Raw genomic sequence first — 13,045 nt, forward strand, 5'->3', positions numbered from 1 at the left:
AACTGCCCTATGCATGGTTACATGCGGACGAAATGAAAATAAGGAGGGATCTCCCGTGATGACGCCAATGACCAGAAGCAAGCTTCGCAAAGAAACCAGCAATTTATATATAGACATGATGGCTTTTTATAAACGCTTTTCCAAGTCCCATGAACCAGGGAACATGGATTTGCAGCGAATGAAATTGAACCTGGACAGATTAAATCCAACTTCAACCGTAGAACAGATCGAAGCGATCCGCTTTCTGGAATTCTTTCTGGCGATCCATCTCGGGCAAATCGATTCCGCACATGAAGCAGAGCGCATCCATTTGCTTGGCCGTGCCAAAGAGTACACGACCCGGGACTCAAGGCAACGGCGTGCGCTGAGAAAATGGCGACGCGAAGTGGAAGAAAGCAGCGAACAGGCTGTTTGAAACAAGAGAGCCGCGACTGGCTCTTTTTTTATTGCCTGAAATTCCAAGCTCCCACCTACAAGGAAACGCGCTATAATGAAGCTATTGTTTAACTTGGAATGGAGGCCGAACGATGGCTATTGGAAGAACGCAAGCAGGCAAGCGAATGCTCGAAAGCTATAGCGAGTCGCCGGAAAAATTGCGGGGCTTGTACAAGCGAACCTTGTGGATTGTCATGCTCTCGCAAATTTTCGGTGGAGCTGGCTTGGCTGCCGGGATTACGGTTGGCGCTTTGCTCGCGCGGGATATGCTCGGCACAGAAAGTTATGCGGGGCTTCCGGTCTTTCTCTTTACGCTCGGATCGGCAGGGGCCGCGCTCGTCGTCGGGCGCTTGTCTCAGCGTTTCGGGCGCAGGACGGGCTTGGCTGCCGGGTTTCTTACGGGCGGCATTGGCTCGATCGGCGTCGTATTTTCCGCGATATGGGGCAATGTTTTTCTGTTGTTTCTGGCGCTTGTCATCTACGGTGCGGGATCGGCGACGAATCTTCAAGCACGTTATGCAGGAACCGACCTGGCAAGCACGAAACAGCGCGGCACAGCCATCAGCGTCGCCATGGTGGCGACCACATTTGGGGCATTTGCCGGGCCGAATCTAGTTGGCGTCATGGGAAGTTTCGCTGAATCGATCGGAGTGCCGGCCCTTGCCGGCCCGTTCATTTTAGCGGGAGTCGCATACATACTGGCAGGCATCGTGTTATTTGCGCTATTGCGCCCAGATCCGCTCATGGTGTCGCGTTTTATCAGCGACCAGCAAAAACGGGATCAGGCCGCGTCAGGAGAAGAACAAGTGGCAGGTACTGCGGTCAATAGCCGCGGCGTTTTCCTCGGTGCAACGGTCATGGTCATCACGCAAATCGTTATGGTTGCGATCATGACGATGACGCCGGTGCATATGGGTCACCACGGCCATAGCCTCAATGCGATCGGCATGGTCATCGGCATCCATGTAGCGGCGATGTATTTGCCATCGCTCGTGACAGGAGTGTTGGTCGATAAGGCTGGGCGCGTTGCAATGGTCGTCGCAGCGGGGGTGACCTTGCTCGCAGCTGGGCTTGTGGCGGCCTTCGCTCCTGGAGATTCGCTGTTTGTCCTGATTCTCGCCTTGGCGCTGCTCGGGCTTGGCTGGAACTTCGGTTTGATCAGCGGCACGGCGTTGATCGTCGATTCGACAAAACCGAAAGCGCGAGCGAAAACACAAGGGATGGTTGATGTCCTGATTGCCTTGGCCGGTGCGACTGGCGGCGGCATCTCGGGAATGGTCGTAGCCGGTACCAGCTTTGCGGTGCTATCGCTTGCCGGCGGAATCCTGTCGTTGTTATTGGTGCCTGTCGTCATTTGGTTTTGGCGCAATCAAGAAACCAGTGTTTCATAAGGTGCGGAGGCTTGGATGCCTCCGCTTTTTTTATTCTCATGGAATTTTAATGTTCTCCTCAGCAGTCACTCACCCTGCGCGGATATGCTAGAACTATCATAAAGCGAGAAAGGGTGTTTGAAGATGAAGAAAATGACGGCAGGAATGGCCGCGGTGATTTTATTGGCAGGGTGCGGCACAGGACAAGATACCAGCGAGACGACAACAGCGGATACCGAAAATGCGACACAGCAACAAACGGATGCAACGAACGGAGATAGCAGCACAGCGCAGGGCGACTCGGCTGAACAAGCGGACAGTACGGAGCAAGCCGCGCAAGATGGACAGGCAGCATCTCCAGCAGCAAGCGGTGAGATCCGCGAATTCGATTTGGATTTGAAGTTCACGGATGATCGTGAATGGGAATTTGATTACGACCGCAATGAAGCGTCGATTGAGCGCGATTCGGGAGACCGGGTCTCTGGCCAGGAAGCCCAAGATGAATTTGCGCAACTTTTCCAGGCCATCCAGTTTTCAACGGCACGCCCACTTGAAGACGTCAAGCGCGAAGTATTGGAAGCGGTCAATGCCCAGCAAGCGGATGTCCGGGAATTTGAGATGGATGTGAAATTTGATTCTGGGGAAGAAATGGAAATCGACCACGATGTCAGAAACGGCGCAAGATCTGAAGAACTCGATGAATTCTCGCTCGAATTGACATTTGCGGCAGGCAGCGAATCGAGTTATGATTTCGAAAGCGATGAGCGGGAAGCGGAAATCGAGCGCCGTGATGGATCGGAAAGCGAAGGGGCAGGAGCACTCGATGAGATGGAAAAGTTGCTCGGCCAAGTCAACATCACAACGGCTCGTTCCATCGATGACATGAAAGCTGAAGTTCTGCAAGCATTGTCGATCGATGCGGCTAAAGTAGAAGATTTCGATCTTGAAGTCGATTACCAGGGCGGCGAAGAAATTAAGTTTTCTCATGACACGAAGGAATAGCGTGTAGAGGAACAAAAATCAGTTTTCAGTTCTGGTAACAGCTGTGGCTTAAGCCTAGTTTGACCGGCTACTCTATAAAGTTCCACTTTTAAAAGCACAGCGGACATACTGAAACCCCTCACCGATTCAGGTGAGGGGTTTCAGTTGTTATTTATTTAGTTTAAAAACTGCGTATCGGTCAATTCGCTGAAGTCGGGTTTTTCTTTCAGGAATTTCAAGTCGAAGGATGAATCGCCGAAGGCTTGGATTTCTTCGCCGTCGATGTCCGTACTGAAGAACATATTATCCCAAGCGCCGTCGATAACGGATTTGTCGAGTTCCTGGCCGGTAATGTCATCGATTGTGGAGATGACGATTTCCTTGGATTCTTCAGGGTTTTCTTCGATATATGCTGTAGCTTCTTCATGCGCATCGACAATGGCCTGCACGGTTTCAGGATCTGACTCGATCAATTCACTGGAAGTGACAAGGACAGATGCCGGAAGGGAAGTGCCGAAGGAAATTTCATCCGGTTCGATGATCACTTTGGCGCCGGTATTTTGTGCAAGGACGGATGCCCATGGTTCCGGGGCAACCGCGACATCGATTTTACCCGTTTCAAACATGGCTTCATATTGAGCCGGCTTGCCGGTCTGGTGGACCATTTCGCCGCCGATGCGGTTTGAGGTGATGTCGTTCTCTTTCATATAGGTTTCGAATTGTACGTCATGTGTGCAGCCGACGCGCGGCGTGATGAATGTGCTGCCCGGGATGTCTTCGATGGATTCGATGCCGCTGCCGTCACGCGCCATAACGACGGTTCCGCCGCTCGCGCCGCCAGCGATCATGCGCACATCCGCGCCGTTCGTGTAGTTGTTCATGGCAGGCCCGGGACCGACCAGCCCGCCGTCGATGTCGCCAGTTTTCAGCGCTGTCATAAAGTCGGAGCCGTCAGCGAATGTCACGTATTCAACATTCGTGCCTTCCGGCAAATTGCTTTCATAAAACTGCTGGTCTTTTGCAACCATTGCTGTGGCGTGGTCAAGATTCGGGAAATAGCCGAGTACGATGGTATCTTCGGAATCGCCCGTTGCGGCACCTGAAGCTCCGCAAGCTGACAGGATGCCCGCAGCCGCGAGTGAAGTTAAAATAAGTCCGGATCTTTTCATAAAATGATTCCTCCTCAAATGGTTTCGGATTTTAAGATTCAAGTCCCCAGCGTTTCAGGACATTTTTTTCGATGCGTTGGAAAATCAATTGGTCGACGACTGCGCCGACGACACCGATGATGATCATGACGCCGATAACGAGCGCCATATTGCCGAAGTCAGAAGCGTAGCGCAATGTGTAGCCGAGCCCTGGCCCGGCACTGAGCAGTTCACCGGCCATAAGCGCGCGCCAGGCGAATGCCCAGGCGAGACGTGCGCCGGTCACAAGATAGGGGATGGAAGCCGGGATGATGACTTTCCAGAACAAGTCGATGCCGTTCGACCCCATCGTGCGTGCTGCTTTTATGTATAGTGGATTGACATTTTTGATGCCCGTCCGTACGTTCAGTGTCATGACAAAAGTACCGCCTAAGATGACGACGAAGATGATGGCGCCTTCGCCTAAGCCGAACCACATCATGGCAAGCGGCAGCCAGATGATGCTCGGTACGCTTTGCAAGGCGAGCACCATTGAGCCGATTGTGTCATCGGCCGTTTTCGAGCGTGCCAGCAAAATGCCGAGTGCCGTGCCGATCAATAGGGAAACGGCGAGGCCGATCAACAGGCGTCGGAAACTCGCGACCAAGTCGTAGACTAAAGTCAGATCACTAAATCCAGCAACCAGTGCATCCCATACGCTAAACGGGGAAGGAAGGATTGTTTCATGCCATAATTCGAAATAGGAGCCGAGTCCCCAAAATAGGATAAGTCCGGTGAAAAATAAGAGGCGCTTAACTGCGGGCTTCATAGGCAAGCTCCTCGTTTATGACTTTGTCGATTTCACCTTTCAATAGCCCCATGATGCGTTCTTCAAGTGAAGCGACTTGTTGTTTATGTTCGTCGCGAGGGCGCGGAATATCGACTTCGATGTCGGCGATAACAGTGCCTGGCCGCGTACCCATGACCACGATTCGATCCGATAATTTGATCGATTCCTGTATGCTATGGGTTACGAACACAATGGTTTTCTGTGTATCGATCCAAATCTTCTCTAGCTGTCCGTGAAGCCGGCTGCGCGTCTGTTCGTCAAGCGCACCGAACGGTTCATCCATCAGGAGAACAGCCGGGTCCATTGCGAGGGAACGCGCGATCGAAACACGCTGCTGCATGCCGCCTGACAGTTCATGCGGATAATGACTTGCGTAATTGCTGAGCTGGACCATCTGAAGGAAATGGCGAGCGCGTTCGATCGCCTGTTTTTTGTTCATTTCCTTGCGCAGCGGAAACACGACATTCTCCGTAACGGTCATCCAGGGGAACAAGGCCGCTTCTTGAAACACCATGCCGCGGTCTTTCCCTGGCTTCTGGACATTTTTGCCGTCGACGACAATGACGCCCGACGAAGCGGAAGTCAGGCCGGCGATCATCGACAATAAAGTCGACTTGCCGCAGCCGGAAGGGCCGAGAATCGAGACGAATTGGCCTTTCGGGATTTCCAGGTTTATATCTTCTAATACCGTGTTGGCATTATTGTCTTTATCGGTATATATTTTGTTGATATGTTGGATTTCAATAAACAATAAAATTCACCGGCTATAAAACCTACCTTTCTAATCGGGTATTGCTTAATAAAGTATAGTATTTTTATAGGAATTGTCAATAATTCCTGACAGTTTTTTTCGGTTTTAAAAGACATTGGAATAAAGTAATCTTTTTAACATAAATGCCTGCTTGGCTGGCTAAGTATCGAGAGCTTGTACAGATGGCTATTCGGAGGAATTGCAAAAGGAGATTTGGGCAAACAAAAATCCCCGCTCTTGTTAGAGGGGGATAAGTATTAATGCATTACAGTTTTTTCAGTTCTGCCAACACTTCTGACGGTTCGACACGATCCTTGTAATCTGCTTTTGTATATTCATAAGCGATTGTACCGTCGCTTGAAATGATATACGTAGCGGATACAGGCAAGGTCCATTCTTCATCGCCATTGTATTTGTCAACATCGAGTTTATTGTCTTTATAAACTTCAACTAAGTATTCCGGCAGCTGGTAGATCAAATTGAAGTTGCTCGCGGCTTTATTGCCGACATCGCTTAATACTTTATATTCCAGGTCATGCTTTTCCTGTGCGGACATGGAATGGTCAGGAGTCTGTGGGCTGATGGCCAATAGTTCGGCTCCTGCCCCATGAATTTCCTCGATGATCTGTTGATAAGCCCGGAGTTCCATGTTGCAGTAAGGACACCAATTGCCGCGGTAAAAGGTCAGGATGACAGGGCCTTGCTTCAATTGATCGTAAAGCTCCACTGTGTTGCCGGAAGCATCCGGTAAGCTGAAGTTCGGGGCTTTGTCGCCTTTTTTCATGCCTTTGCCTTCATCGGAAGCTTCGAGCTCGCTAATGGCGTCCTGCATTTTTTGCTGTATTTCTTCTGGTTTTGAAGCTTTGAATTTTTTGATGTATTCGTCGAATTCATTTCTCATTTCGGTTGTCATGCCCATCATCTCCAGTCTATAGACTAATAAAGGTTTATTGACTGCCTCACTTTAGAAAGCAGGGACTGGTCTCTTTGATACGTTTATTCGAATAGATTCATGCTTAAATAGCGTTCACCGGTATCCGGCGCGATGCACAATACTTTTTTGCCGGGACCGAGCCGTTTAGCGATTTCGATGGCCGCATAGATGGTCGCGCCGGCAGAAGGGCCGACAAAGACGCCTTCTTCGCGGGCGGAGCGGCGGAACATCTCGATGGCATCTTCATCTTCGATTGCCATGATTTCATCGTAAATCGAGGTATTCAATGTATCCGGCACAAAGCCTGGGCTGGTTCCGACCAATTTGTGCTTGCCGGGCTTGCCACCTGATAGCACAGGTGAGCCTTTCGGTTCGACAACTGTTATATAGAGGTTTGGCAAATGTTCTTTCAAGGTTTCACCGGTTCCAGTGATGGTGCCGCCTGTTCCGGCCGAAGCAACGAAGGCGTCGAGCTGCCCGTCCATTTGCTCGAGGATTTCAAGTGCCGTCGTGCCGCGGTGGGCATCGGGGTTGGCCGGATTTTCAAATTGCTGCGGGATGAAGCTGCCGGGAATCGTTTCACGCAATTCAAGCGCTTTGTGGATCGCGCCCGGCATTTTGTCGTCACTTGGGGTCAACACGACTTCCGAACCGAAAGCTTTCAGCAAATTGATGCGCTCTTGAGTAGCGTTATCCGGCAGCACGAGGATGGAGCGGTAACCTTTCGCTGCAGCGACCATCGCCAGGCCGATGCCGGTATTGCCGCTCGTCGGTTCGATGATTGTTGACCCCGCCTTCAATGCGCCAGATTCTTCAGCTTGCTTGATCATATTATAAGCCGCCCGGTCCTTGACACTTTTGGTCGGGTTGAACATTTCCAATTTTACATAGACATCCGCTGCGCCTTCAGGGACGATGCGGTTCAATTTCACAACAGGCGTATTGCCAATCAGGTCAGTAATGGAATCAAATGGTTTCATCAACTAAACAACCTTTCTTTATCGGATATAAAGGATATTACCTTCCATTGTAGTACAAAGCGAAAGGCTGTGCCATTCGCTTGTTTTATGAGTTGGAGGATGGCTCCATATAATATAGAAGAAATTTTGTCGGCCCTTGCCAGGCTAAATATGCAAAACGGGAGTGAAATCTTCGACAAAATGCCAAAAAGTAGCGTACTATTTTGGTAACGGGAAATCGTTCGAATCATGCAATGGAAAGTAGGGACAGACGTGAAAAAACAAATAGTGGTAATCGGGCTTGGGCGCTTCGGAAGCAGTGTCTGCAAGGAACTTTACGGGATGGGGCACGATATCATGGCGATCGATTCCAATCCGGAAACGGTCAGCACGATGTCCGATTATGCGAGCCATACGGCAACAGCCGATGCGACGGATGAAGGCAGTTTGAAGTCTCTAGGCGTCCGCAATTTCGAGTTTGCCATTGTCGCAATCGGCGATGACTTGCAGGCGAGCGTTTTGTGTACGCTCATGCTGAAAGAACTCGGCGTCCCAAAAGTTTGGGTTAAAGCACGTGACCAGCAGCACCAAAAGATCTTGGAACGCATCGGTGCAGACCGTGTTATCCAGCCGGAATATGAAATGGGCGTCCGGACAGCCCATCATATCGATTCCGAAAAAGTAGTCGATTACATCAATCTATCGGATAACTATAGCATCATCGAATTGGCAGCCTCAAAAAAAGTCATCGGCAAAACCCTTGGGGAACTGAATATCCGCAAAGATTACGGCTGCATGATTTTGGCGATTAAGCATGGCGAAGATGTCAATATTGCGCCGCTGCTCGAAGACCGGGTTGAAGCGGGCGATATTTTGATTGCGATGGGGCATAAAGACGACCTTAAACGCTTTGAAGACAAAGGGCTGTAATGAAAACGACAGCCTAATCGATGGATAAAGGCGGTGGCTGGATGAAAGTTCGGATCGATTGGACGTATAAATCACCGAAAAATAAAGTCGTGCAATTTCTCTCTGAGGAGCTTGAAGCGAGCGAAGCGCTGATTATAGCGCAGGACCTAGAACGCACAGGGCGCACAAAGCGCCTTCAATTTGCCGATCGGCATAACAGTAATTGGAGCATTAAGGAATTGAAAAACTACGTCAAGGAAGTGGAAACAGAGCCGCATGATGTCATCGTTTATTACGATGGCGGCTTTGACCGCCATTCTAAACGGGCAGGGCTTGGATGCGCTGTTTACTTCAAGCAAAACGGCAAGGATTACCGTTTAAGAAAAAATGTGGTCGTCGATGAGATTGACTCCAATAACGAGGCGGAATATGCAGCATTGTCGATGGCGGTCCAGGAAATCGAATTGCTCGGCGTCCATCATCTCCCGGTCCGCTTTATCGGCGATTCGAGGACCGTAGTCAATCAGATGAGCGGCGAATGGGCAGTGCTGGAACATAGCTTGGCGAAGTGGGCTGACCGCATCGACCAACGATTGGAGAACATCGGCATCCGTCCTGAATATGAATTCGTCCCAAGAAAAGAAAACGCCGAAGCGGATCGTTTGGCCACGCAAGCGCTAGGCGAGACGATGATCGAAAGCTTGATCGATCTAAACGCAGACAATTAAAGAAAATAATGAGGAGAAAAGTTGCCAGGAAGAAGCATTCTTGGCAACTTTTTCCTTTTAATGTAAGTTTGTATCATTTTCCAGGTCAATTAACTCAAATTTATCAGAATAGTGTGATATCTATTGAAATTCTATTGCATAGGGTGTATAAATGAGGTGTACAAAAGTTATACAAATACTATATGGAAAGAGGTTGGACACATGAAGAAGTTATCTGTCTCTCTCGTCGCAATGCTGGTGTTGTTTTCGCTTCTCGCATCTCTGGTCATGGCTGACAACCATGGTGACATGGCAAAAGTACGGGTGTTGCACGCTTCGCCTGATGCCCCTGCAGTAGATGTTTACGTCAACGGTGATTTAACGCTCGAAGAAGTACCATTCAAAACGGATTCCGGATATTTGGAAGTCCCGGCTGGTACGCATGATGTAGAAGTATTCGCTGCAGGTACTGAATATGCAGCAGGAGAAGGCGTTTTGCAAGCTGACCTGGAAGTGGAAGCTGGAAAAGCTTACACAGTAGCTGCCGCAAACCTCTTAGAATCCATCGAATTTGTAGTAGCTGAAGATTCCATGGAAGTCACGGAAGGCCAAGCGAAAATCCGCGTCGGCCATTTGTCCCCGGATGCTCCGGCAGTTGATGTTGGAATCATCGGTGGAGATGCTTTGTTCAGTGGAGCTGAGTTCCCATCCATCACCGATTATGCCGAAGTAGACCCTGGCACATATGACTTGGAAATCCGCTTGCCGGATGGCACACAAGTATTGCCGCTTGAAGGAACTGAACTTGCTGCAGATACAGTCTACTCAGTGTTTGCAGTGAACACAGTCGATTCGCTTGAAGTGATCGCGCTTGTCGATTACGAAGCGGCTGCTTCACCAGATGAAATGCCGACAACTGGTCTTGGTACACCAGAACAATCCCAGTCCATGTGGTTGTTGATCGGTGGCGCGTTGTTCTTAGTAGCAGCTAGTGGGCTTGTGTGGAGAAAACGATTTCAATAAATTGGCATTGCTCCTCACAGCAGTATTTCTTGCAGGGTGTACCGCTGCTCCGCAAGATGAAGTGAGTGTCCGCAGTGCGGAAGTCGGCTTTGCTGTCAAGGCAGAACCGGCTTGGACAGAACAACCAAAAGAGCTAGAAAAGGCGAAAGCCGTAGAAAAAGAAAAACCTGCGGCCCAGTCGAAGCAGGCGGCCAACCCGATCAATGAACTGAACCAGCCAGGCATCGCACCAGAGAAGCTGGAAATTCCATCCATTGGAGTGGAAGCGGAAGTCACGCATCTCGCTGTAACCGATACGGGGGAAATGGCGGTGCCGGACAATGGCGAGGAACTGAGTTGGTTTTCGCCGGGCTACCAACCCGGCCAAAGAGGGCGTGCGGTCATAGCGGGACATGTCGATGATTTGGACGGCCCGGCTGTATTTTGGAATTTGACGGAGCTCAAGCCGGGTGATGAAATTGTCGTGTCCGGCGACGATCGCGAGTTACGGTTCGAGGTCCATACGATGGAGTCGGTGCCGCTCGATTTGGCGGATGTCGATTCGGTCTTCGGTTATCATTCATCTCCTGAACTTGTCTTGATTACTTGTTCTGGAACTTATGATTATGACCGGGGGACGAGAGAAGAACGCTTGATCGTCTATGCCTCGCTTGTGCAAGAATAGGAAAGCGTCTCCTTGGAGGCGCTTTTTTGTGTATAGATTTTGTCTTCGGTCAAATTACGTTTGCCCGAGGAGCTGAGATACCGTCACATTTTCGCAACAATAACCGATGGAGCATCCGCTTGAAAAGCAACTTCCGTATGAGCGCATGATATAATTGAGCCGAGCTTTTTTTACGCAGTGAGCGTATCGGTTACATAAGAACATGTAAGGAGTCGTCTATAGCCCTATGAAGGAATCATTAAAACGGATCGTGGAAAGTGCGCGGTTCAATACATTCATCACTGTTTTAATTTTAATCAATGCCTTGCTGGTCGGCTTGGAGACTTACCCGTCGATTGCGGAAAACTACGGGTCATGGCTGTTAATGCTGGATATCATCATCCTGGCATTTTTCACTTTAGAGATACTCGCCAAGCTATTCGTTTACCGGGCGAAATTCTTCGGCAATGCATGGAATAATTTCGATTTCATCATTGTTGTCGGTAGCCTTATCCTCTATAACTCGCCATTTATCAGCGTGTTGCGGATTTTCCGTGTATTGCGAGTGTTGCGGACAGTGTCCACTATTCCATCGCTGCGCCGCGTCGTGACGGCCTTGTTCATGGCCATTCCAACCATCACGAGTGTCATCTTTCTTATGTCAATTATTTTCTACGTCTATGCAGTCATCGGGACGTTCTTTTATGCAGACATTGAACCGGAATATTTTGGCGATCTCGGCCTTTCACTCATCTCCTTGTTCCAGATTTTCACTTTGGAATCTTGGGCGAGCGGGATTTTCCGCCCAGTCTTTGCGGCGGAACCATGGTCTTGGCTGTATTTTATTTCTTTCATCGTTGTTTCGACTTTCCTGATGATTAACTTGATCGTCGGTGAGATCGTCAATAACGCTCAGAAGATTTCAGATGAAATCGACAAGGAAACAGCTGAACTTGAAGGCATTAAAGAAGACACATCGGAAATTGAAGATTTGAGAAAAGAAGTCGGCGAATTGAAGAGCATGATCCAAACACTCGTCGACCGGAAATAACAGTAAGCAAAAGAAGCTGCCTAAAAAGGCAGCTTCTTTTCAGGTTGTGGAGAAAGGTAAGAAGTCGTATTTTCCGAAGCTTATCGCTCGCTTTCCGTGGGGCGGGAATCGAGCCTCCTCAGCCGCTATCGCGACTAGCGGGGTCTCTCAAACCCGTCGCTTCGCTGCTCCCACAGGAAAGATAAGGTCGAACTACGTGAGAACTTATCTTTGCGAAGTAATGCGAAGCATTATTGAGCAGAAGGACTTACGAGCAAACGCTTCTCCAAATACTAAGTTAGATTACTGATTTTTAATGTCAAAACGCAACACTTTTTTTAAAGTTCAGTAGATTTTAGACTTATTCAACACTCTGAAAAGGCAGCTTCTTTTTTAGTGAATCAAACTTTCGGCAGCTGGTTGACGAGTGTGATGAATTCACGGGATACATAGGGAACGTAACGGTTTTTGGCCATGATGATGCCAAGCCGCCACGGAAAGGTCTGGGTCAGCGAGACGGTTTTAAACGGGCCATCCTGGACGCGGTCGCAAATCAGTTTCGGCATCAAGGTGACACCAAGGTTTTTTTCGACCATGCCGACGATAAAATCCCATTGCGAGCTTTCGTAAGCGATTTTCGGCTCGAATCCTTCACTCCGGCAAAACTCGACGGTCCGCCCGTTAAGCGTGAATTCCTTGCTGAGCAGCAGGAATGGATCGTTTCTGAAATCAATCAAATCGCGTGTTGCCCGATCAGCGAGTGGATGGTCTTCGTGGACGAGCAGTTTGATTTCCTGGTCGACAAAGGGAACGACATCAAAGCGCTCGCTATCGACCGGAAGCATGACGAACCCAAGATCCACTTCGCCATCGGCTACTTTTTCCTCCACTTTCTTTGCGCCGTCTTCAACGAGGATGACGGTCACGTCAGGATAGCGGGATTGGAACGCTGCGATGATGGTCGGGAAAAACAAGGTACTGATGACTGGCGGCAAACCGATTTTGATCTTGCCTTTATTCAAGTTCATAACGTCATACAGCGAAGAAGATAAGTCATCGAGGCTATTGACGATTTTCTGCGCTTGGACGAAGACGACTTCTCCGGCGTCGGTCAAACGTACTTTTCTGGACGAGCGGTCGAATAACGATACGTCCATTTCTTGTTCCAGGTTTTTGACCATCTTGCTGAGTGTCGGCTGTGTGACATGTAGGGCTTGCGCAGCTTTTGTAAAACTTTGATGCTTGGCCACTTCAATGAAGTAGCTGAGCTGTCGGATATCCATGTGAATGCTCCTTATCTATAACTAATGTCTATGGAAGCTATTA

14 protein-coding genes are annotated in these 13,045 nt (G+C 49.4%); 8 read left to right on the forward strand and 6 right to left on the reverse strand.

The annotated features are described in order from the left end of the window. Positions 1-55: 55 nt before the first annotated feature. From G3255_RS04800 to G3255_RS04810, 3 genes are all read left to right on the forward strand, one after another. Positions 56-415 (forward strand): hypothetical protein, encoded by a 360-nt coding sequence (locus G3255_RS04800; RefSeq protein ID WP_211653534.1) that lies wholly within the window; start codon positions 56-58, stop codon positions 413-415. A 112-nt stretch (positions 416-527) separates the two neighbouring features. Continuing rightward, positions 528-1,826 (forward strand): MFS transporter, encoded by a 1,299-nt coding sequence (locus tag G3255_RS04805; RefSeq protein ID WP_211653535.1) that lies wholly within the window; start codon positions 528-530, stop codon positions 1,824-1,826. 123 nt (positions 1,827-1,949) lie between these two features. Continuing rightward, complete coding sequence (locus G3255_RS04810) at positions 1,950-2,807, forward strand: YusW family protein (RefSeq protein WP_211653536.1); 858 nt, start codon at positions 1,950-1,952, stop codon at positions 2,805-2,807. Between the two features lie 155 nt (positions 2,808-2,962). On the opposite strand, the gene G3255_RS04815 is transcribed toward G3255_RS04810, so the two are convergent. The 5 genes from G3255_RS04815 to cysK all read right to left on the reverse strand — a co-directional run bounded on the left by G3255_RS04815 (position 2,963) and on the right by cysK (position 7,428). Further along, the gene (locus G3255_RS04815; RefSeq protein ID WP_211653537.1) at positions 2,963-3,955 is read right to left on the reverse strand and encodes an ABC transporter substrate-binding protein; all 993 of its coding nucleotides are present in this window, start codon (positions 3,953-3,955) and stop codon (positions 2,963-2,965) included. A gap of 31 nt (positions 3,956-3,986) precedes the next feature. Beyond that, on the reverse strand, positions 3,987-4,742 hold the full coding sequence (locus G3255_RS04820; protein ID WP_211653538.1) for an ABC transporter permease: 756 nt from the start codon (positions 4,740-4,742) through the stop codon (positions 3,987-3,989). Then, positions 4,726-5,514: an ABC transporter ATP-binding protein gene (locus G3255_RS04825; protein WP_211653539.1), complete on the reverse strand. Its 789-nt coding sequence runs from the start codon at positions 5,512-5,514 to the stop codon at positions 4,726-4,728. The genes G3255_RS04820 and G3255_RS04825 overlap by 17 nt, the downstream gene beginning before the upstream one ends. A gap of 265 nt (positions 5,515-5,779) precedes the next feature. After that, a complete protein-coding gene (locus G3255_RS04830) occupies positions 5,780-6,427 on the reverse strand; it encodes a peroxiredoxin-like family protein (RefSeq protein WP_211653540.1) in 648 nt (215 codons plus the stop codon). An 83-nt stretch (positions 6,428-6,510) separates the two neighbouring features. Continuing rightward, the gene (gene cysK / locus G3255_RS04835; RefSeq protein WP_211653541.1) at positions 6,511-7,428 is read right to left on the reverse strand and encodes a cysteine synthase A; all 918 of its coding nucleotides are present in this window, start codon (positions 7,426-7,428) and stop codon (positions 6,511-6,513) included. 228 nt (positions 7,429-7,656) lie between these two features. On the opposite strand from cysK, the gene G3255_RS04840 reads away from it, so the two are divergent. From G3255_RS04840 to G3255_RS04860, 5 genes are all read left to right on the forward strand, one after another. Then, complete coding sequence (locus G3255_RS04840; protein WP_211653542.1) at positions 7,657-8,337, forward strand: potassium channel family protein; 681 nt, start codon at positions 7,657-7,659, stop codon at positions 8,335-8,337. Positions 8,338-8,378: 41 nt separating this feature from the next. Continuing rightward, on the forward strand, positions 8,379-9,044 hold the full coding sequence (locus G3255_RS04845; RefSeq protein WP_211653543.1) for a reverse transcriptase-like protein: 666 nt from the start codon (positions 8,379-8,381) through the stop codon (positions 9,042-9,044). Positions 9,045-9,245: 201 nt separating this feature from the next. Beyond that, the gene (locus G3255_RS04850) at positions 9,246-10,046 is read left to right on the forward strand and encodes a DUF4397 domain-containing protein (RefSeq protein WP_211653544.1); all 801 of its coding nucleotides are present in this window, start codon (positions 9,246-9,248) and stop codon (positions 10,044-10,046) included. After that, positions 10,015-10,710 carry a class F sortase gene (locus G3255_RS04855; protein WP_349291420.1) on the forward strand — a complete coding sequence of 232 codons (696 nt, stop codon included), beginning with the start codon at positions 10,015-10,017 and terminating at the stop codon, positions 10,708-10,710. Before G3255_RS04850 ends, G3255_RS04855 begins: the two co-directional genes overlap by 32 nt. A 226-nt stretch (positions 10,711-10,936) precedes the next feature. Beyond that, positions 10,937-11,740 (forward strand): ion transporter, encoded by an 804-nt coding sequence (locus tag G3255_RS04860; RefSeq protein WP_211653546.1) that lies wholly within the window; start codon positions 10,937-10,939, stop codon positions 11,738-11,740. A gap of 380 nt (positions 11,741-12,120) precedes the next feature. Here the strand turns inward: G3255_RS04860 and G3255_RS04865 are convergent, their stop codons facing one another. Continuing rightward, positions 12,121-13,002 carry a LysR family transcriptional regulator gene (locus tag G3255_RS04865; RefSeq protein WP_211653547.1) on the reverse strand — a complete coding sequence of 294 codons (882 nt, stop codon included), beginning with the start codon at positions 13,000-13,002 and terminating at the stop codon, positions 12,121-12,123. Positions 13,003-13,045: the final 43 nt, after the last annotated feature.

The sequence above is a fragment of the Planococcus sp. MSAK28401 genome (assembly GCF_018283455.1).
In the GTDB taxonomy this organism is placed as follows: domain Bacteria; phylum Bacillota; class Bacilli; order Bacillales_A; family Planococcaceae; genus Planococcus; species Planococcus alpniumensis.

Excerpts from the sequence above, each read along its gene's own strand:
- G3255_RS04850 (WP_211653544.1), top strand. The coding sequence starts at position 9,246 with ATGAAGAAGTTATCTGTCTCTCTCGTCGCAATGCTGGTGTTGTTTTCG.
- G3255_RS04860 (WP_211653546.1), top strand. The coding sequence starts at position 10,937 with ATGAAGGAATCATTAAAACGGATCGTGGAAAGTGCGCGGTTCAATACA.
- G3255_RS04830 (WP_211653540.1), bottom strand. The coding sequence starts at position 6,427 with ATGACAACCGAAATGAGAAATGAATTCGACGAATACATCAAAAAATTC.
- G3255_RS04865 (WP_211653547.1), bottom strand. The coding sequence starts at position 13,002 with ATGGATATCCGACAGCTCAGCTACTTCATTGAAGTGGCCAAGCATCAA.
- cysK (WP_211653541.1), bottom strand. The coding sequence starts at position 7,428 with ATGAAACCATTTGATTCCATTACTGACCTGATTGGCAATACGCCTGTT.
- G3255_RS04845 (WP_211653543.1), top strand. The coding sequence starts at position 8,379 with ATGAAAGTTCGGATCGATTGGACGTATAAATCACCGAAAAATAAAGTC.
- G3255_RS04805 (WP_211653535.1), top strand. The coding sequence starts at position 528 with ATGGCTATTGGAAGAACGCAAGCAGGCAAGCGAATGCTCGAAAGCTAT.
- G3255_RS04840 (WP_211653542.1), top strand. The coding sequence starts at position 7,657 with ATGCAATGGAAAGTAGGGACAGACGTGAAAAAACAAATAGTGGTAATC.
- G3255_RS04815 (WP_211653537.1), bottom strand. The coding sequence starts at position 3,955 with ATGAAAAGATCCGGACTTATTTTAACTTCACTCGCGGCTGCGGGCATC.
- G3255_RS04820 (WP_211653538.1), bottom strand. The coding sequence starts at position 4,742 with ATGAAGCCCGCAGTTAAGCGCCTCTTATTTTTCACCGGACTTATCCTA.
- G3255_RS04810 (WP_211653536.1), top strand. The coding sequence starts at position 1,950 with ATGAAGAAAATGACGGCAGGAATGGCCGCGGTGATTTTATTGGCAGGG.